The 20,889-nt window shown below is 46.0% G+C and carries 18 protein-coding genes and 1 pseudogene; 1 reads left to right on the forward strand and 18 read right to left on the reverse strand.

Annotation, left to right across the window (positions count from 1 at the left end; translation table 11 throughout):
- Positions 1–4 precede the first annotated feature (4 nt).
- The 16 genes and pseudogenes from BFO_RS11650 to sppA form a co-directional block, all read right to left on the reverse strand.
- Entirely contained in the window at positions 5–1,318 is a 1,314-nt protein-coding gene (locus tag BFO_RS11650; RefSeq protein WP_014225946.1) for a DEAD/DEAH box helicase, read from the reverse strand.
- 247 nt (positions 1,319–1,565) lie between these two features.
- Positions 1,566–2,378, reverse strand: a pseudogene (locus BFO_RS11655) (transporter substrate-binding domain-containing protein); the annotation flags it as partial.
- A gap of 3 nt (positions 2,379–2,381) precedes the next feature.
- Positions 2,382–4,556 (reverse strand): putative porin, encoded by a 2,175-nt coding sequence (locus BFO_RS11660; RefSeq protein WP_244262914.1) that lies wholly within the window; start codon positions 4,554–4,556, stop codon positions 2,382–2,384.
- Entirely contained in the window at positions 4,553–5,095 is a 543-nt protein-coding gene (locus BFO_RS11665; protein WP_014225949.1) for a 2-oxoacid:acceptor oxidoreductase family protein, read from the reverse strand. Before BFO_RS11665 ends, BFO_RS11660 begins: the two co-directional genes overlap by 4 nt.
- Positions 5,096–5,115: 20 nt before the next feature.
- Positions 5,116–5,877 (reverse strand): thiamine pyrophosphate-dependent enzyme, encoded by a 762-nt coding sequence (locus BFO_RS11670; protein WP_014225950.1) that lies wholly within the window; start codon positions 5,875–5,877, stop codon positions 5,116–5,118.
- A gap of 22 nt (positions 5,878–5,899) precedes the next feature.
- Positions 5,900–6,073 (reverse strand): hypothetical protein, encoded by a 174-nt coding sequence (locus tag BFO_RS15885; protein ID WP_014225951.1) that lies wholly within the window; start codon positions 6,071–6,073, stop codon positions 5,900–5,902.
- 11 nt (positions 6,074–6,084) lie between these two features.
- Positions 6,085–7,161: a 3-methyl-2-oxobutanoate dehydrogenase subunit VorB gene (locus BFO_RS11675; RefSeq protein ID WP_014225952.1), complete on the reverse strand. Its 1,077-nt coding sequence runs from the start codon at positions 7,159–7,161 to the stop codon at positions 6,085–6,087.
- A gap of 4 nt (positions 7,162–7,165) precedes the next feature.
- The gene (locus BFO_RS11680; protein ID WP_014225953.1) at positions 7,166–7,396 is read right to left on the reverse strand and encodes a 4Fe-4S dicluster domain-containing protein; all 231 of its coding nucleotides are present in this window, start codon (positions 7,394–7,396) and stop codon (positions 7,166–7,168) included.
- A gap of 59 nt (positions 7,397–7,455) precedes the next feature.
- On the reverse strand, positions 7,456–7,914 hold the full coding sequence (locus BFO_RS16705) for a DUF2752 domain-containing protein (protein ID WP_080561822.1): 459 nt from the start codon (positions 7,912–7,914) through the stop codon (positions 7,456–7,458).
- Between the two features lie 3 nt (positions 7,915–7,917).
- Entirely contained in the window at positions 7,918–8,472 is a 555-nt protein-coding gene (locus BFO_RS15170; RefSeq protein WP_014225955.1) for a CD225/dispanin family protein, read from the reverse strand.
- Positions 8,473–8,657: 185 nt separating this feature from the next.
- Positions 8,658–9,590 carry a DUF368 domain-containing protein gene (locus BFO_RS11695; protein WP_014225956.1) on the reverse strand — a complete coding sequence of 311 codons (933 nt, stop codon included), beginning with the start codon at positions 9,588–9,590 and terminating at the stop codon, positions 8,658–8,660.
- Between the two features lie 4 nt (positions 9,591–9,594).
- Complete coding sequence (locus tag BFO_RS11700; protein ID WP_157755320.1) at positions 9,595–10,677, reverse strand: tetratricopeptide repeat protein; 1,083 nt, start codon at positions 10,675–10,677, stop codon at positions 9,595–9,597.
- A 66-nt stretch (positions 10,678–10,743) separates the two neighbouring features.
- Positions 10,744–12,456 (reverse strand): glutamine--tRNA ligase/YqeY domain fusion protein, encoded by a 1,713-nt coding sequence (locus BFO_RS11705; protein ID WP_014225958.1) that lies wholly within the window; start codon positions 12,454–12,456, stop codon positions 10,744–10,746.
- 217 nt (positions 12,457–12,673) lie between these two features.
- Entirely contained in the window at positions 12,674–13,714 is a 1,041-nt protein-coding gene (gene thiL / locus BFO_RS11710; protein WP_087879713.1) for a thiamine-phosphate kinase, read from the reverse strand.
- A gap of 11 nt (positions 13,715–13,725) precedes the next feature.
- The gene (lpxK, locus tag BFO_RS11715) at positions 13,726–14,826 is read right to left on the reverse strand and encodes a tetraacyldisaccharide 4'-kinase (RefSeq protein ID WP_014225961.1); all 1,101 of its coding nucleotides are present in this window, start codon (positions 14,824–14,826) and stop codon (positions 13,726–13,728) included.
- A gap of 18 nt (positions 14,827–14,844) precedes the next feature.
- Positions 14,845–16,623: a signal peptide peptidase SppA gene (gene sppA, locus BFO_RS11720; protein ID WP_041590912.1), complete on the reverse strand. Its 1,779-nt coding sequence runs from the start codon at positions 16,621–16,623 to the stop codon at positions 14,845–14,847.
- 259 nt (positions 16,624–16,882) lie between these two features.
- Between sppA and BFO_RS11725 the strand changes: the two genes are divergently transcribed.
- Entirely contained in the window at positions 16,883–18,232 is a 1,350-nt protein-coding gene (locus BFO_RS11725) for an MATE family efflux transporter (protein ID WP_041590913.1), read from the forward strand.
- A gap of 6 nt (positions 18,233–18,238) precedes the next feature.
- Here the strand turns inward: BFO_RS11725 and BFO_RS11730 are convergent, their stop codons facing one another.
- Both BFO_RS11730 and BFO_RS11735 read right to left on the reverse strand, forming a co-directional pair.
- Positions 18,239–18,481, reverse strand: a complete 243-nt coding sequence (locus BFO_RS11730; protein WP_041590914.1) for a hypothetical protein — start codon at positions 18,479–18,481, stop codon at positions 18,239–18,241.
- 164 nt (positions 18,482–18,645) lie between these two features.
- Positions 18,646–20,715 (reverse strand): prolyl oligopeptidase family serine peptidase, encoded by a 2,070-nt coding sequence (locus BFO_RS11735; protein WP_143569591.1) that lies wholly within the window; start codon positions 20,713–20,715, stop codon positions 18,646–18,648.
- Positions 20,716–20,889: the final 174 nt, after the last annotated feature.

Genomic DNA, 20,889 nt, shown 5'->3' on the forward strand with positions numbered 1-20,889 from the left:
GGAGTTATCCGTTCAGTCGGTTTTGTGAAGGTTTGTTTCGTCGTCGATTACCTTTCGGACGTGATGATAAGTTGCCTTGCTGTTGCCCTCCGCTTTTCCGATGGCGATTGCCATGTGATGACTGTCCGCCTCGACTACGCGAACGTGAACGGCTGTATTTCTCAGGCTCGTATGCAGGCGCTTCGCCTAAATCGGCATCAAGCGGGATCTTATAAATTTCTTTCTCCAAAAACGTCTCGATCTCTTTGAATTTCGCTTGCTCCTGCTGTGAGACAAACGTGATCGCCAGTCCTTTGCCGTCTGTTCCCCGAGCCGTACGCCCGATACGGTGTACGTAATCTTCTGGGTCATTGGGTATATCATAATTGATGACAAGTGTAATGTCATTGATATCGATACCGCGTGCAACAACATCCGTTGCAACAAGTACTCCGATACGTCCGTTCCTGAATTCTTTCATCACCTGCTCACGCTCGCTTTGCTCCAGGTCGGAATGCATCGCCGCAACGTTGAAGTGAAGCCGTTTGAGCGCGGCGGTCAATTCCTTCACTTTCATCTTCGACGATGAAAAGATAATGACGCGTTCAGGTTGTTTTTTTGAGAACAATTGCTTTATGATCGGCATTTTATGTGCTTCGTAGCAGATGTATGCCGTCTGCATGATAGAGGCGGGCGGCTTGGAAATGGCAATTTTGATCTCTTCCGGTTCTTTGAGGATGTTCTGAGCTAAGGTCCGGATTTTAGGAGGCATCGTAGCCGAAAACATAATAATTTGACAATCATGCGGAAGTTTCTTATAAATCTGCATAATGTCATCGTAAAATCCCATATCGAGCATCCGGTCTGCTTCATCAAGAACAAAGAATGACGTCTGCGACAAGTCGACACTCCCCATATTCAAATGGCTGATAAGACGTCCGGGGGTTGCAATCACAATGTCGCTTCCCATCTGTAGACCGCGCTCCTGTTGAGCATAGGCGATGCCGTCGGTTCCTCCATAAACGGCCACAGCCGATACCGGAACAAAGTAGGTGAAACCATCGATTTGCTGATCGATCTGCTGTACCAGCTCACGGGTAGGTACCATAATAACCGCATTGACGGCATCCTGTGGATAGTTCCCATCATTCAGCTTACTGATGATGGGCAGCACATAAGCGGCTGTTTTTCCGGTACCTGTCTGGGCACATCCGATAATGTCTTTTCCTTCCAATATCGGAGGAATGGAAAGTTCTTGTATGGGAGTCATTTCTTGGAAGTTCATAGCCTCCAGACCATCCAATACGGCATCACCAAGGTTCAGTTCGTCAAATCTCATGTTGTTCTGTTAATCAATATGAATATGTTTGATCAAATAATTGTTTGTTCGGTTGTTCTTCTTCTGCCGGAAACACCGGAGACACCGGAGTCGCGGGATACATTGTGCTCTCTTCTTCCGATACCGGCTTGAGCGTTTCATGAGGCATGCCTTCTACTGTTCCAACAGATTCTTTCGCATGACTGCTGTCTGTCGTTGAAATGGGGACCGAAGTGCGCATTTTCGTTGTCGCCGGTGAGATGACATGATAATACTTCCGATAGATATGATCAAATGTTCCGTCTTTTCTCATCCGCGCAAACCAGTGGTTCAGACTGTCCAATAAGTCCGGTGAATACTTGCGAACAGCCCATGATTGCAACTGAGTAAAACTGATGTCGGTATCGATATCGATTTCGGGATATTGTTTCTTCGACAGACGGGCAATCTGTTGATCGCAAACCGCATAATCAATATCTCCTTTGGCCACCATAATGATCAACTGTTCGGAAGAATAAAGCGGTTCTTCAACGATATGAATCGTATCGGCAATCTCGTATTGAAGATTTTGCAGACGCAAAATGGCGGGTGAGTTTTGGGGTACGTACAATATCTTTTTGGCCAGCTCCAACTGGTTACGAAGTGGCTTTATTCCTTGATTGATCGCGGCTTTACGTTGCACCAATACCTGTTTATTCAATACGATTGGTTCGACAAACAAATAATGTTTCTTCAGTTCGGTTGTCGTAGGAATATTACGGGCGATGACATCATACCGGTTGTTTTCCAAACCTTCAAAGCTCTTATCAAGGCTCATTTCAAGATGTATCTCGACTTCCAATCCCGAATATTCGGCCAGCTTCCTGCACAATTCATACTGAAATCCCTGCAAGGTATCGCCCGACATGAAATAGCCGGATTGATTGTATTCCGTAACAATACGCAGCACGCCGTCTTGTTTGATTTCATAGTAATCGCGAGGTGAAATATTGAACTTCATGCGAAGTATCAAACTCCCCATAATCGCTAATACGATAAGCAACAGGATTATATAGATAATGAGTAATTTGCGTGAGAACATACGTCAATTATTAAACTTTACGGCTACCCCCAACTTAACAACCATAGGATTGATCGGATAATGAGGCATTGAAAAATAATTCGGAGACGCAAATAATTTGCTTATGTTATATCCTGTTACAAAGAATCTTGCCTGTTTGAGATGAAAATTAACATAGGCATTCACTAACGGATAATTACCGATTTTAATGTTATCCTGATTGATGAACTGTTGCGTAGCCGGCTCATAATATGGAGCGTAATATTCGGTAAAATAATGCACATCGGCTCCCATCTGTACCATCAGGACCTTCGCAAGTCGAACCGTTATATACATATTCGAATAAAGCGAAAGTTGAGGCAAAGCCAAGACCTGCTTATTGCTGCTGGTCTGATAGACGAGTTCGTTATCCCATCCAAAAGCCTTGAATCGAAAGTCTTGTCGTAGACGCGCCGTAATCACCTGCAGATTGCTCCCAAATTGTTCAGGAAGACCTTGTTTGTTGAAGAAGATATGATTCTGAATGCTTTCAACTCCAGCCGACAAACGTGTGCGCGTTTGTTCCCAACCCACAGTTCCCCCTACATAGACACGCTGTGTATTCTTCAGATCCTTGTCCCAAAAGAAATAACGACTGCTGTAATGACGTTGGAGAAACGCGGGACGCAAATTTTTGATGTATCCGTCTGCCTGAATAGAAGCCTCTTTTTTAAAGAGTCGAAACCGTGTTTTGACAAGTCCCGTCAAGCGAAACTCTCCGATATCATCACCTAACACGCAGAGTTCACCGCGTCCTTGATAGGTGAGGAGACTTCCGCGTCGTTTAGAGAGTTCAGCACCTAAAAAAGTAGCATATTCATCGTACTTTTGCATGTTGCGGATAGCTCCTTTAGCTGAGTCTCCGGGCATTTTGAAGTTTCTTTTCTCAAAGCTAACAAAAGCCGTCAGACCAAATTTAGCCCAATCCTGAAATCCCTCACGCAACGAAAGAGCGACCGTATTTTTCAAATTCCATGCTGACGAAACATCATTGGGGACACGCCCGACCGTATCGTAGCGGTTCACGTAGCACGTATCGATCCCCATATCTTTGGAAATAAATCGTCTGCGAAAATCTTCATATTCGACGGTATGAATAACGCTGGCCACAGGCACGAAGACTTCGTTGGCATGAATATCTTCTGCTTCCTCCTGCTCTTCAGGACGACCGGTTGAGTTTTTCTCTTCTTCTTCCTGTTTCTTCAACGCTTCACGTTGAGCGTCTTTTTCTTGTTTTCGTTTGGCTTCGCTCTCGGTCATCTCGCGGTAAAATCCCAAATTATAACGGTGCGTAAGGAAAACGTTTTTACCACGGATACGATTCCATGTATTTGTAAACCGTGTCGGATACGATTTGCTGTCGACCCCGCGACGCCCGTCTTCAAAATCATCCGGCGATGTAATATACCGGTCATCTGTCAATCCGCCATTTTCATTTTGGATGAAATTAAAATTACGGAGATGTACGTGTGCCTCATAACGGTCCGATAAGTAGTTTCCGAACAATCTATAAATGAGTAGTTTGTTGTTATTTGACGTATATTGTCCCCGACTGTAGATATAATTAAAATCTACACCGGCATTGATTTTTTTCCCGAAATTGCTTGTTAACACGCCTTTCAGCTGTTCTTCACGTTTGGTAGAACCACCGGCACGTGTATATAAGATATGTGTATAAGGTACCTTAACATCATAGAAATATCCGTTAGAAGGAGTAATTATATCTCCGTCGAAAGCATCTGCAAAAATAAAATCGCGTTCTTCTTTTCGTTCGCTGAAGATACGACTCTGCCAGGGTGACCCGATATTTCCGGTATAGGCGCCGGCTATTCCTCTCCCTTCCATTAACGTGCTGTTTGCTGTATTCAGACGATTCGTATCCATCGGAGCAAGAATCCGTTCCCCCAGTTTCTCGGTCAAGTGATAGCCGTTGATGCGTCTGATGCCGATATGGGCGCTATCGGGAACGAATAAACTGTCCGGAAGTTGTGCCGCGTTACGTGCCGTAAGAGAGAATCCTCCCCTGCGGCCGCTGCTGCGCGATCGCTCTTGTGCGAATGCAGTCGTTACACACAGCAGGCATAACAATAAACCATATAACCTGTGTCTCAAATCGAGGCACAGGTACAGGATGAAATAGACACAATGCCTTCGATTCACACCTTTTGGATCAGTTCCATACCTTTTTTGATGGCAGCTTCATTGGCCGGAATCAAAGTATGATGTCGTTCGGGAAGCGTCTTTTTCAGACCGAGAAGCACGCTTTCCAGTTTTACCATCGGAACGACTTTGAGGAGCCCGCCCAACACGATCATGTTGAACGTCTTTTGCATATTCAGTTCCGTAGCCGTATCCATCGCATCAATACGGTACACATTGATATCCGTGCGTGTGACCGGCTTATGAATTCCATATCCGTCATAAATAAGAATGCCGCCTTTCTTCACTTTCGATTGGAATTTATCCATCGAAGGTTGGTTCAGAATCACGGCAATATCGTATTCGTTCAATATGGGGGAACTGATCCGTTCGTCGTTCAGGATCACGGTCACATTGGCTGTTCCGCCACGTTGTTCCGGACCATAGGAAGGCATCCATGTTACTTCTTTATTTTCCATGAGTCCCGAATAAGCGAGAATTTTTCCCATCGATAACACACCTTGTCCGCCAAAACCTGCTATAATTATTTCGTATTGCATATCTTGTCTGCTACTAATCGTTATACATTTTTCAAGTCTCCCAAGGGATAGAAGGGGAACATGTGTTCTTCCATCCATTTGTTCGACTCAACCGGTGTCTTTTTCCATCCGGAAGAACAGGTGGAAACAAACTCTACCACCGATGTACCTTTGCGAGCCATGGAGTTTTCAAAAGCTAACCGCAGCATCTTTTTGGCTTTCTTGGCAGCTGCCGGGGTCTGTACGCTTTGACGGGTAACTAAACACGTCCCATCCAATTGCGCCAGTATATTGCCGATTCGTAGAGGATATCCGTTCAGTCCCACGTCACGGCCATGAGGACAGGTGGCCGTAGGCATTCCAACCAAGGTTGTCGGAGCCATCTGTCCGCCCGTCATCCCATAAATGGCGTTATTTACAAAAATAATCACGATATTTTCGCCGCGATTAGCGGCATGAATTGTCTCAGCTGTTCCGATGGCAGCCAAGTCACCGTCACCTTGATACGTAAAGACCATCTTATCGGGGTTCACTCGCTTTACGGCCGTAGCAACTGCCGGTGCACGTCCGTGGGCTGCTTCAATCCAGTCGATATCGATATAGTTGTAAGCAAATACTGCACATCCGACAGGTGAGATGCCGATCGTCTTTTCTTCCATTCCCATCTCCTCGGATACTTCGGCGATCAGTTTATGGATAACGCCATGACTGCATCCCGGGCAATAATGCATGGAGTTATCATTCATCAATTTGGGCTTTTTATAGACCAAATTTTCCGGTTTGATTATTTCTATTGTTTCCATTTTTGAATATTCCGTAAGTTTTTTAACCCAAAAATCTCATAAGATATTGTACTATGCGTAAAAGAATAGCGATTCCTCCACATATCAGGAACGGCAAATGACTATCTTTCACGGTAAAATAGAGGATGCCGGCTACAATCGTCAACACCATAAACAGCAGGGTAAACAGTTCGTCTAATCGGTCACCTCGTTTCATCACTTGCTAAATTACATCAGTTTCTCTTCAACTGCTCTCAGAATTTCGTCCGGAGTGAAAACGATGCCACCCAACCGGCCGAAATGCTCGACTTTGACACGTCCGTTCACTGCTAAACGTACATCTTCGACCATCTGTCCGGCATTCAGCTCTACGGAAAGCATCCCTTTCACTTTATCGGCATAACGGGCAATCACCTGAGTTGGGAACGGCCACAAAGTAATCGGACGGATCAAACCGAGTCTCAATCCTTGACCACGTGCTATTTCAATCGCTTTCTGGCAGATTCGTGCCGATGAGCCGAATGCTATCAACAGATACTCCGCATCTTCGCATTTATATTCTTCATAGCGTACTTCATTTTTCATTATCCGGCTGTATTTTTCCTGAAAGTGTAAGTTCTTCTTTTCCATGATGACCGGATCCAACTCCAAAGAAGTAATGATATTGGGTTTGCGACTGCCCGTTTTTCCGGTAGCTGCCCAAGGTGATTCTTTCGCAATCTCTGCCTCCGTTTTTCGCGGACGGAATGGGGGAAGCACCACTTTTTCCATCAACTGGCCAATCATACCGTCGGTAATGATGATCGCCGGCGTTTGATATTTGAATGCAAGATCGAAACCGAGTCCGACAAAATCGGCCGTTTCCTGTACCGACGAAGGGGCAAGAGCAATCAAGCGGTAGTCGCCGTGTCCTCCCCCTTTCACCGTCTGGAAATAGTCGGCCTGGCTCGGCTGGATCGTTCCCAGTCCGGGGCCTCCACGCATTACATTTACAATCAGGCAAGGGAGATCCGATCCGGCAATGTAGGAAACACCTTCCTGCATCAAGCTCATACCCGGGCTGGACGATGAGGTCATGACTCGTTTACCTGTTGCAGCACCTCCGTAAACCATATTAATTGAGGCAACTTCACTTTCGGCTTGGAGTACCACCATACCCGTCGTTTCCCACGGTCTTTCTTCCATCAGTGTTTCCATGACTTCCGACTGAGGAGTAATTGGATAACCAAAATATCCGTCTGTTCCATAACGAATCGCTGCATGGGCCAACGCTTCGTTCCCTTTCATAAGTCTTACTTCTTCCATCGTGTTAATCCAGTTTTTTTCGATAGACAGTTAAACATCCGTCCGGACAAACCCATCCGCAATTTGCACAACCGATGCAGGCGTCCGACTCTTTCATGTAAACATAGTGATAGCCTTTGTTATTGACCTCCCGCGGATGCAACTCCAGCACATTGCAAGGACAGGCTACGACACATAAGTTGCAGCCCTTACACCGTTCTGTGTTGACCACTACCATTCCTTTTACTTTTGCCATAAATCCTTTATTTTTATCTACTGGAATGCAAAACTACGAAAAAAAGAATAAAAAGCAAGTTAGAAGTTGAAAATATTGCGAGCGACGAAAAAAATCATCGCGATGGCAAAAAACATCCAGATATAAAGGTTTTTCTGCACTTTTAAAATCAGCGTACTATACGGATTAAAGAGTTGATAGATGCGAACACCCACCAACAGGATCACATACGGTATTGAAAGTAGAAGCAGGGGATTATAAGAAAAGGCGGTTTTTATGTCGGCATGAAGCAAAGCGTGAAGAGCCCGTTGCGAGCCGCACCCCGGACATTTCATTCCGGTGAGCATCAAAAACGGGCATTTGGGAAAAAGAGGGGAGCTGCTTGGATGAATGTGTGAATAGACATAGATTGCGATCAGGAAAACCAGAAAGAAGAAAATCCGGAAGATCATTTTATATCGAGGAACACGATACATGGTGTATGTATGATAAAGCCAATGGATGCGAAGCCTTCGTTTTGAAGAACTCCGCACATCCATAATTTACAGATCACCACTCATCGCAGCACCTACTCCGATGATAATAATGAATATAAGATAAAGGACCCATAGTACTCCCGCAACGATAGCACTCCAGATCGCCCATTTTTTTGCATCTTTCGAGGCCTTTTCCGCACCGGCATAGTCTCCGGCCGTATAAGCAGAGTTTACTTTCGTGGAATAGATGATCGATACAATACCTAACGGCATACAGCAAAGAACGGTAGAGAGAATTGCCCACACCAAATAATTCTCCGGCATCGGAGGGGCAGTCGTGTTCGAATTGCCGAAAGTGCCGCTGGTGGTCGAATAATTTGCGTTCTGTGAAATGTTCGTGTTATATTTCGGCTCTTTCTGATCATAATTCGAAGAAGTCGACCTCTCTTCTGCTACGGCAAACATGTCTTGTAATTCCGGCAATGTACGTGCCGCCACCCAATCCGGTAACGAACTGTTCCAAACCAAGGTGTCCGGATTAATCGGAGCGCTTTTCAAAGCGTCCAATGAGAAAGGACCTGTTTTGGTGTCCCCATTCAAATAGTAGTACTCTTTGTCCATTTTTAATTTTGTTTTTATAGTTAAGTAATATGTTTCCCAAAATCAACGATGATTTTGAGCGTACAAAAATACAGAAATTTACCGTACTACCCATGCATCGTTCAAGAATCCTGTAAAATTATTCCGAAAAAAAAAGAAAAAGCTTTTTTTTATACATGCGTTGAAGAAATTCGGAAAAACACACATCAGGTTTTCGGTGTCTCCGTTTTTTCCTTTTTGTTTTTTAGCGAAAGTCGTTCCAGCAGATATACGATGGCAAATCCCGCGAAAGCGAGTCCGATGGCTTCCCATAGCTGACGGTCGGGTAAAATATTCGTTTCGATTAATGGCTTGGCTACCCCGTGACGATCGATGTACGTCTCGATCGTCTCTTTCCACGGCCACACTTTATTCAATGAACCTAACATAAAGCCGCTCAGAATAGCGATGGTGATATCGTGAAAACGATGCAACGCATAAGAAAGTGCACGTGAGAACAACGAAATTCCGATCACGGATCCTCCGGCAAAAACCAATAAAACACTTATCCTAAGTGATTTGACAGCATCCATGATAAAGAAATATTTTCCCAGCAAAACCAAAATAAAGCTACCCGATATGCCGGGAAGAATCATCGCACAAATGGCGATGGCGCCACAGAGAAAGATGAACCATAGATCATTTGAAGTTTCGGCAGGTGTAGTGATGGTTATTGCATATGCTGCTACGGCGCCCGCTGCAAATGCGATCACCGTTTTTGCATTCCATTGAGCGACCTCCCGCGAAACAAACCAGATCGACGCCAGCACCAACCCGAAAAAGAAAGACCAAACCAGAACCGGCTCCTGTACCAGCAAATAAGTAATCAGTTTAGCCAGAGAGAAAACGCTGAGTCCGATACCGGAGAGGATGGCCAGCAGAAAGTTTCCGTTGACGGCTTTCCAAAAGCGACTGAATTTCAGGGAGCAAAGCATTTTCAACGAAGTTAAATTGATGCTCTTAATCGAATCAATAAGTTCTTCGTATATCCCGACGATAAAGGCGATTGTCCCTCCTGAAACACCCGGTACCACATCGGCTGCCCCCATACCGATGCCTTTGAGCGTCAGCAGGGCATAATCTTTAAATGTGCGATTCATATCTTTAATTCAGATGATGTTTGTTCTTTACGAATTCCGCCGACAATTCGTCGGGAGGCAAAAGGAAAGGCTTTTGCAGACGTATATCTTGTGCATGCAGAAAATAAGTGTCCGGAGGCTGTTCGTTTTCCTGCATTTTTTGGGCGGCAAAAAACATTTTATAGATATACTCAGCCACCTTATCGCTCCTTTGATCCATTTGCGAGGAAATGTGGTGATTGGTTTTATACCGTGCTACTTGCGAGAGTATTTCCGACTTTCCAAGCAACTTATTAAATAAAGTATAGGCGCGTTTGAAATCGTCTGCTTTCAGGTAGCATTCCGCCAGGATCGGTTCGATATGGTCGGTGATATCTTTTTTGTCCGAGAGCAAATCCAAGTAGGCTTCGATTGCTTTCTCGTAATTTTCATTCATGAAGAGGCAATAAGCGCGTAATAATCTGACTTCTACATCATCTTCGTTGCAAGTAAGTGCAAAATCGAAAGAATGGATGGCTTCTTCATATTGTCCGAGATTGGAGAGTAAGCGTCCCTGTATATACCAATAATCTGCATTGTAGGGGTTTATATCGATCAACTCCCTGCATATTTGCAGGGCTTGTTGCAAATTCCCCGTCATTTCTTCATGATAACAAAGCTCCTCTTTAAGGACGATACTGTCAGGGAAGAGCTGAATCGCATGTTTGACAAGTCGGGAGGCCTCCTCATTTTTACCGACCTCACTCAGGAGAGGAGTAAGGTCTTCGTAGATCATTCTTAACTCTTCATCTACGGGATGTTGCTCAAGGAGTGCATCTGCCTCGTGATGGAGATCCATGACGTACAGACACTGCATTTTGAGCAGCAAAAGTTCAGGATCGTCATCATCACCGATACTTTTTATGCGTTCCAACGCTTCGGCATATTTTTCCCGATAAATATAAGCCTTACATTCTTTGATTTTGATGCCAATATTTTCAGGATGCAGCTTTAATCCCAGCTCAAGCGCCCGAATAAATTCGTCAAAATCATTCTCATCCTCGAAATATTCAAGTAGTTGAATGATTTCGTCTGCATCGAAATAAGCTTCCGTGCCTTTTTCGTGCATCTCTTTATATCGTTCCAATAAGGTCATGCGTCCCCAAAAATGAGTATGGATAGATTGTCTTTTTTATCAGCTGTTTACTTTTTTGCTCCATGTATCTTTCAACGACACCGTGCGATTGAAGATCAGTTTGCCATCACGACTGTCCGGATCGAGATTGAAGTATCCGATGCGCTGAAACTGAAAGTGATCATAAGGTTTGGCCTGTGCCAACTCTTCCTCTACGAAACAGTGGGTCAACACTTGCAACGAATCGGGATTGAGCAGTTCATGAAAATCTTTTTCTTTTTCTTCGGCCGGATTTTCTACGTTAAACAGACGGTCGTAAAGACGCACCTCGGCAGGTAACGCACGGGCGGCAGATACCCAGTGTATCGTACCTTTTACTTTTCTGTTGCTGTCGGGCATTCCGGTTTTCGTCTTCGGATCGTATTCGGCGTAAACTTCTTCCACTTCGCCGTCCGCATTCTTCTTACATCCCGTACATTTCACGATGTATGCACACCGCAGACGTACTTCCTGCCCCGGGGTCAGACGATAGTATTTTCTGTGCGCTTCTTCCATAAAATCATCCCGCTCGATATACAGTTCGCGCGAGAAAGCAATCTCATGAGTTCCGTCTGCGGGGTTCTCCGGATTGTTGACCGAAGTCATCATCTCCACCTGTCCTTCGGGATAGTTGGTGATGATCAGCTTGACGGGGCGGAGTACTGCGGCAACACGCCGTGCCGTAGCGTTCAGGTCTTCGCGTACAGCATGTTCGAGCAACGCTACGTCAATGATGCCGTCGTATTTCGTATAACCGATCAGATGGATGAAACGGCGAATGGAGGAGGGAGTGAAACCTCGGCGACGGTAGCCGCAGATCGTCGGCATGCGCGGGTCATCCCAGCCGTTTACTAACTTTTCTTTTACCAACTGAAGCAGTTTGCGCTTGCTCATCACGGTATAAGTCAGGTTCAGACGATTGAACTCCGTTTGTCGCGGACGGTAATCGCCGTCTTTTCCGCATTCGCTGTCGATCAGCAAGTCGATAAAATAATCGTATAGCGGCCGGTGTACTTCAAATTCGAGCGTACAGAGCGAATGGGTTACCCCTTCAAAATAGTCGCTTTGTCCGTGGGCGAAGTCGTACATCGGATAGACATTCCATGTTCTTCCTGTCCGGTGATGAGGCGTCTTAATGATTCGATAGATGATGGGATCGCGGAAGTGCATATTGGGCGAAGCCATATCGATCTTGGCCCGTAAGGTCATGGCACCTTCCTCAAAATCTCCGCGATTCATGCGGAGAAAAAGGTCTAAACTTTCTTCTGTCGGACGATTACGATAAGGACTGTCCGTACCGGCCTGCGTCGGTGTTCCTTTTTGTGCGGCAATGGCCTCCGCACTCTGCTCGTCGACGTATGCTTTCCCTTTTTGAATCAGTGAAACAGCAAAGTCGAAGAGTTGTTGAAAGTAATCCGAAGCATAAAAGATGTTTTCCCACCGAAAGCCCAGCCAGCGGATATCTTCCTGAATCGAATCGACGTACTCTACATTTTCTTTCGTGGGGTTCGTATCGTCAAAGCGCAGGTTGCACACGCCCCGATATTTTTCGGCGATGCCAAAATCAAGGCAGATGGCTTTGGCATGTCCGATATGCAGGTAACCGTTCGGTTCGGGCGGAAAACGCGTTTGAACCCGTCCATTGTTTTTTCTTTCGGACAAGTCTTTTTCGATGATTTGTTCGATGAAATTCAGGCTTTTTTTATTTTCTTCCAAAGGTGTATTTTCTGCCATTGCTGTTGATTTTTGATATCTTTTACGCTGCAAAGATAAAGATTAGCGCCTAATGTACAATGGTCTTTGGAATGAAGTTATCAACAGAGAAACATGTTTATTGCAGATGAAAAACCTTTTATCTGCTTTCATGAAGTCAAACAATCATGGAGTGTTGAGGTTCCGGTGTCGGAAACAAGTTGCAGGAAGTCGTCTTTAAGGCATGCAAAAAAAAAAATCACGGACGCTCTTCGGTAAACGACTGCCATCCCTGAGCTTTTAACGCAACCTCACCGCCGTCGCGCCCGACAAGACAATTTCCGAATGCGGCCTTCGTAATATGTCCGATGATTTTAATTCCTTTCAAAGCCTGCACCTGATCATGGTAAGACAACGGCACGGTGAAGACCAATTCGTAATCTTCGCCACCGTTCAATGCCGCCGTAACAAGATTCATATTAAATTCTTCAGCCATGACTGCCGTTTGATAATCGATTGGAATACGGTCTTCGTAAATGCGGCATCCCACTCCGCTTTGCGATGTGATATGAAGCAATTCGGACGATAATCCGTCAGAAATATCCATCATGGCAGTGGGGACGATGCCTGCTTCGGCCAATATCGCGATCACGTCTTTGCGCGCTTCCGGCTTGAGTTGCCGCTCAAGGATATATTCCTTTCCACTGAAATCGGGTTGAAAATCTTTTTCACCTTGGAACACGTTTTTTTCGCGTTCGAGCAACTGCAACCCCATATAGGCAGCCCCCAAATCGCCCGAGACACATATCAGATCGGTCTCTTTTGCTCCGTCGCGATAAACGATTTTTCCCACTTCTCCTTCGCCGATACAGGTAAGACTTAATGCCAGTCCGGTCAATGACGAGGAGGTGTCTCCTCCTACCAGATCGACGCCATACACGTCGCAGGCAAGCATGATACCGGCATATAACTCTTCCAGGTCTTCTACCGCAAAGCGCTTGGATATGCCGACCGACACGGTCATTTGTTTCGGTTGCCCGTTCATTGCATAAATATCGGAAAAGTTGACTACGGCCGCTTTATAACCTAAATGCTTCAAAGGAGTATAAGTAAGGTCGAAATGTACACCTTCCAGCAACAAATCGGTCGTGATGAGCGTCTGCTTGTCTCGGTAGTCAAGTACGGCCGCATCGTCGCCCACACCTTTCAGTGTGCTCTTGTTCCTTAGCGTGACAGCGTTTGTCAGATGGCGGATCAGACCGAATTCTCCCAATGTGGCGATTTCCGTTCGTTGCATGATTATGCGCTTTTTTATTGTCTTAAAACACGACTGCTTTCCATCGTGGAGATATGCTTCAAGATCGGTTCGTCGAATAAATTCCCCTTGTCGAACAGGAAAGAGACCTCAATCGGTACATAATACATGTGCGAATGCCATTCGAGCGGGAAATACGGATTGTTCCGAATGCGCACGGCGTCTTTCTCCGTACATACGATAAGTGCTTCGGAATTCATTTTTACGAATGAGGCGCTTATTTTTTTGACATCCTTTTTCTTGAAGTCATGATGATCGCCGAATGACATTACATTTACGTTCTGCGAGTGTTTCTTCATTTCTTCGATGAGTGGCGACGGATTGGCAACGCCTGTGAGCAGAAGCACTTCATCGTCTTTTCGAAGACTGCTTAAGGCTCGCGGGCCACATTCTTCCGGCCAGACCCCTTCCATTCGCAAATACGAGATGCCGGAAAAAAACACCTGTTGATGGGATTGCAGGTGCATATCGTCTTCCACGATCCGGCAATCGATAGGTTTTAATGTCGGATCACATTTACTGACCACAACAAAATCAGCCCGGTAGACACTGCTTGCCGGTTCGCGCAGCATGCCCACCGGAAATAATTTGTCTTTGTAAAACAAGTGATTATAATCCGTGACCAAAATCGATAACGACGGTTGCACATATCGATGCTGAAAGGCGTCATCGAGCAGGACGACCTGTGGTCGTTCGCTTTCGGTCATGGCCAACAAATGCTTCATCCCCCGGCGACGACTTTTGTCGACGGCCACGATAATCGAAGGATATTTACGTTTTATCTGGCAGGCTTCATCGCCTACCTCCTGACCGGTACAATGGTTGCCGGCCAAGACATACCCCGATGTCCGGCGCTTATACCCGCGACTGAGCACAGCCACCCGGTATTTTTTCGACAACAGACGTATCAGGTACTCGACCATCGGTGTCTTTCCCGCTCCTCCCATCGATAAGTTACCGATACAAATGACCGGAATCGCATATTGCTGCGAAGGCAACAAATTGATATGGAAGAAGAGGTTACGTATCCATACCACTATCCCATAGACCAGTGCAACAGGAAACCCGATATAATGCAGGCGATTTGATTTTGCCATTTTCGCTTCGCTCTTTTCCTACAACGGTTTCAGATCATAAGGTATACGTGCCTGAATACCGTATGTTGCTTTGACTTTCCGTAATGTTCTGAAATGCTCGTATTCGTCGCCCAGCATGTCTTTCACGACGGATTGCTTCACAACTTCGATCTGTTTCTCCAAAAGCTCCTTCAAAAAGTCGTGATCGGTCGATACTTCCATTATATTATAATTGTATATCTCGGCTAATTCACCCGCCAGCTCGACAGCGCGTTCAATACCGCCCAACTCGTCGACCAAGCCGATTTTAAGCGCCTGCTCTCCGGTCCACACACGCCCTTGCCCGATGCTGTCGATATCGGCTTTGCTCACGCCCCGCCCTTCGGCACATCGCGTCAGAAACGTATCATATCCACGCTCGATATAACCTTGTATCAACGCTTTTTCATCGTCCGTCATCGGGCGGGCGGGGTCGCCAAAGTCTGCGTATCTGTTGGTCTTGACTATATCGGTCGTTAACGCCAGCTTATTAAACAGTCCGGCTGTATTGGGGAACATCCCGAAAATTCCGATCGAGCCTGTCAGCGTATTCGGCTCGGCAATGATCTTGCTCGCACCGCTCGCAATATAATATCCTCCCGAAGCAGCCACGCTTCCCATAGAAACGACCACCGGTTTTTTCTTTTTCAATTCATACACCTGCTTCCAGATCTGTTCGGACGTATAAGCACTGCCACCCGGCGAATTGATGCGCAGCACCACCGCTTTCACATCCTTGTTATCGGCCAGTTTCCTCAGGTCGTCATTGATCTTTTCCGAAATACAGGGAAAATTACCGCTGTAAGGCGATGAAATAATCTGCTGCATGATCTCCCCTTCGGCATATACGATCGCAATCTTGTTACGATATTCCCGCTCGGTTTTCTTTACATTCTTCATGTTCGATAATCCGACGGTTTTCAGCTTGTCGCCCGTTTGACCGGATTGTTCGATCAAATATTTCTCCACTTCGCTGCGGTACTTCAGCTCATCGATTAATTTATACTCGACCGCTTTCTCCGGAGAAGCAAAAAACGCCCCTTCATCTGCAAAACGGTTTACATCCTCTACCGTGATATTCCGGCTCTTCGCAATCCCTTTGGTGATGTTACCCCAAATGGAGTTTTGATACGAGGTAATCTGTTCGCGATTCGCATCGCTCAATTTATCTGCGATAAAAGGTTCGACGGCTCCTTTGTACGTGCCCACCTTAAAAACCATCATCTCTACCCCGATCTTTTGTAACAGGCCTTTATAGAACATCGTCCGGGAAGATAGACCGGTCAGTCCCAAAATTCCCTGCGGGTTAAGATAGATTTTATCAGCCACCGAAGCCAGATAATACCCTCCTTGAGTGTAGTTATCGGCATAGGCGACGATAAATTTCCCGCTTTCCTTAAAATCCATCAGCGCGCGGCGAACGGCATCGAGGCTGGCTGTCCCTCCGGAAAACACTCCCATGTCCAGATAAATCCCTTTGACCGATTCCTGTTCCTTGGCGTGACGAATCGATTTCAATAAATCTCTCAACGACAAATCCGGTTCCCTGCCCGTTAACAAATTAGTAAACGGATTTTCTTCCGCCGACTCGCGAATATCTCCTTCAAATGCAATTTTAAAGACACTGTTTTCCGCTTTGGGTGTATAAACCGCCTGAGAATTTGAACTCAGACCGGCCACCATGCCGATCATAAAAACAATGGCGATCATTCCTGCCAACATCAGCCCCACGAAGAAGCCCAATGTGGAAGCAAACATCATTTTGAAAAATTGTTTCATCTTTTTCTTTTTTTATTTCAAATTGCCGACAAATATACACAACTTATTTATCTTTCGACCGTCTTCTTCCAGATTTTTCCGGATTTTACGGACAAAATATTACAAGACGAAAATTTTACCGAAGCCCCGATTTATGATTGTGGATCATGATCTGCAAATGATTGAAAAATAAATTATAAAGAAATGTTTACCGGAGATGACAAGGTTTTGCACACCGAATTCATTACTTTTGCGACCTGACGTGAAAATAATAAAATAGATGTCTGTGCAAAAACCTCTTTCTGCATTAGAAACAGAACCCGTCGGTTCGTTACTGACAAAATATGCCCTTCCGGCGATTATTGCCATGACGGCTGTGTCGCTATATAATATGGTCGACAGCATTTTTATCGGCCGGGGGGTAGGAGCCATGGCCATTTCGGGACTGGCCATCACATTTCCGTTCATGAACATTGCTGCGGCTTTTGGAGCCTTGGTGGGGGTGGGCGCCAGCACGATCGTTTCCGTCAGGCTGGGACAAAAAAATTACGGTGCGGCACAACAGGTGCTGGGGAATGTAGTGTGCATGAATATCGTCATCGGGGGAGTGTTTACCCTTGTATCGCTCATTTTTATCGATCCGATTCTGTATTTTTTCGGCGCCGGCGAGCAGACGATCGGATATGCTCGCGATTACATCGTGATTATTCTCTCCGGAAATATCATTACGCATCTTTATCTGGGATTGAACAGCGTACTGCGCTCGTCAGGACACCCGATACAGGCTATGATGATGACGGTAACGACTGTGGTGCTGAATACGGCATTGGATCCGCTTTTTATCTTTGTTTTCGGATGGGGCATTCAGGGAGCAGCTATCGCAACCGTACTTTCACAATGTGTAACACTGATGTGGCTGTTGTTTCTTTTCAGTGACAAAAAACGTCTGTTACATTTTCGGAAAGATATGCTCAAGCCACGCATCGGCATAGTCAAAGACATACTGGCTATCGGTATGGCTCCTTTCCTGATGCATCTGGCTTCGTGTATGATTGTGATTCTGATCAATAACGGTCTGAAGCGATACGGCGGCGATTTGGCTATCGGAGCCTACGGCATCGTCAATCGTTTTGCGTTTATGTTTCTCATGATTGTGATGGGACTGAATCAGGGGATGCAGCCTATTGTGGGGTATAATTACGGAGCATGCCGGATTAACCGAGTGCAGAAGGCTTTTCGGTTGACGGTCTTTTTTGCAACCCTCGTCACAACGTTTGCGTTTTTGCTGGCGCAACTCAAACCCGAATGGATTGTCCGCGTCTTTACGACCGATGAAGAATTGATCCGCTTGTCGGTCTACGGGATGCGTATCTCCGTCATGGTTTTTCCGCTGATCGGGGCGCAGATGGTGATAACCAACTTTTTCCAGAGCATCGGTATGGCGAAAAAATCCGTCTTCTTATCCTTGACACGCCAAGTGATCGTTTTAATTCCCTGCCTGCTGATCATGCCGAAGCTTTTCGGCATAGCGGGAATATGGATGAGTATGCCTGTCTCGGATACGGTCTCCGCTCTCGTATCGATAGCGATGATTTACGTACAGCTCGGGAAATTCAACGCCAAGCAGTGAAATCAACTACCTCTTATCCGTTTCCCACCGGATTCGCGAGCCGATAATTTGACCGATAACGGCCAGAGCGATGAAGAGCGGAATCGTCATATTCGGCGTATCGAGCCAGATACGCAAAGGTATGACTAACGGAAGAGAGGCGTGTATAATTACCCACCACATCAAACTCATCTTGCGGTATCTGATGCGATACCGGCCCAAAAGAAGATTGACCGCCAAGGTGACCACAAATACGATCGCAATATTCATACGTTACGGATAAACCGCCGGCAAAGATACGATTTTTGTACTGCTTTCTCGGGTTTCGGCAGGCGAACGCGCTCTTTGCACAAGAAAAAGAAAAGCCGCAAGCAAAATCGTTCTTGATCCGTTTTGCCTGCGGCCCTTATAGACCATGAATCGATTTTGTTGGTTTAGAGTCCCAACTGATTCATGATAAACTCGAATGTAAAGGTCCAGTTCTTAATACTCTGTTCCGTACTTTGACCGCTTCCGTGTCCGCTTTCGTAGTCGATGTGGAGGATAACCGGGTTGACTTGTCCGGGATTGTTTTGCACAGCCGCAACGAACTTTTTGGCATGCAGCGGATCAACGCGACTGTCGTTCGCACCGGTGGTAACCAGCATTGTCGGGAGGCTTACCCCCGCTTTGATGTTATGATAAGGAGAGTAGGGGAGAATCCATCCGAATTGTTCGGGATCGTCAGACGATCCGTACTCCGGAATCCAGTATCGTGCGATCAGGAACTTATGATAACGAAGCATATCCAATAACGGCACTTGGCAAACAATCGCCTTGTAGAGATCGGGGCGCTGCGTGGCGATGGCACCCATCAACAGCCCGCCGTTACTGCCGCCCATAGCAACCACTTTCTGCGGATTGGTATATTTCTCCTTGATCAGCCACTCTACGCAACTGTTGAAATCGTCGAACGTATTTTGCTTTTTGCCCAGCATCCCGTTCCGATGCCACGCTTCGCCGTATTCGTCGCCTCCGCGGATACCGGCACGTACCACCACAATGCCTTTTTCCAGCAACGGAGCATAGAAGCCTTGATATCCCGGCTCAATACCCGAATTGAAGCCGCCGTATCCGTTAATCAGCACCGGATTGTTACCATTCAGTTCGAGACCCTTTTTGTGGATCACAAATGCCGGAATCTTCGTACCGTCTTTCGAGGGATAGAATACGATTTTCCCTTCGATGCCGCTCATATCGATCGGCAGTTCACGTTGATAGTAGAGTCTCCATTTGAAGTCGGAGGGTGAAGCCACGAAGGTCTTCGGAGTCGATGTAAACGTATTCAAGCTGATGTAAAGAGAATCTTCTTCCCGGTTATAACTCATCCCGCCGACGTTTCCCACTTCGGGGAGTTCGATCTCGCGCAACCGTTTTCCGTCGAGATCGTAGAGTGTAAGGCGGCTCATAATGTCTTTTTTATCTTGTATGATGAGATGGTTTTTCGTGACGGCATAGCTTTGCATTACCGTTTCCGATTCGGGAATCAACACTTTCCAATCTTTATATTCGGGACTTGAAACATCGGCCGTCATCAAGCGGAAATTCGGCGCTTTGTCGTTCGTCAGGATATAGAGCTTATCGCCAATTGCTTCGGGATATGCGTTGAACTCTTTGCTTTCGTAGATCAGCTGTCCGGGCTCGTTCGTCCCCGTCTTGCGCATATACACTTTGTTGGAGTAGAAATCGCCTTCGCCGAAGAATGTTACATCGCCGTAACGGTTGTCGTAGATAAAATAATTGTTCTGTGCATCGGAGGTGGTGCCGATGAACTGCGCCTTTGCTATCGGATCGCCTGCTTTCCATCGGTACGTTTTAAGCGGACGCTGCGCATCGATATCTTCTTTCGAACGAAGAGTGAAATAAGCATGTTGCTGATCTTTTGTCCACTGAAATCCGAAGATGTTTTCGATCGGTTTGTGCAGTATCTTACCCGTTCGCGTATCAATAATGTAAGTCGTCGAAATCTCTGCGCCGCTCTTCTGTACACTGATGGCCGCACGGTTGCCGTCATACGTGTAACTCGTACCCGAGGTCGAGGTCTTTCCCGACGGGTCTAATTTGACCGGGTCCCAAATCAGCACCTTTTTCCCGTTGATCAGAGTGTAGATTTTGGATTGCATGTCTCCCTTTCTCTTAACGTTCTGGAAGACGCGGTTGCCAATCTTGTTCAGAGGCCCTTCATAATCCATGTCGATATACAAGGCGATGGCTTCGTGCAGTCCGGGATGCTCCTGCTGGGTCTGTTTGAGGTATTCGATACCGTAATCGTGCTGCGCTTTAGTCCATGCAACGACTTCGGGATTTTCCTTATCTTCGAGCCAGCGGAACGGATCGGTGATCACCACGTTATGCAACGTATCTTTTACGGGTTTTTGAAGAGTCACCGGGGGGCGAAACGCTACTTGAGCGTAAGAGGTCACTGTCATGGTCAAAGTAAGTGGAAACATGAAAAAATTCTTCATCTGCAATTGTATTTTTGAATAAGTTTGTTTTTGTGTGCAAACATAGATAAAAAAGCTGAGATTAAATATGGAAAAGAAGATAAATCTCGGACGCGGTTTTTCTTTTTCGGAGAAAATGATGTACCTTTGCATTTTCTAAACGATCCGAAGTGTCGGATATGGTTAAATCATAGA

The organism is Tannerella forsythia 92A2 (assembly GCF_000238215.1).
Taxonomy (GTDB): domain Bacteria; phylum Bacteroidota; class Bacteroidia; order Bacteroidales; family Tannerellaceae; genus Tannerella; species Tannerella forsythia.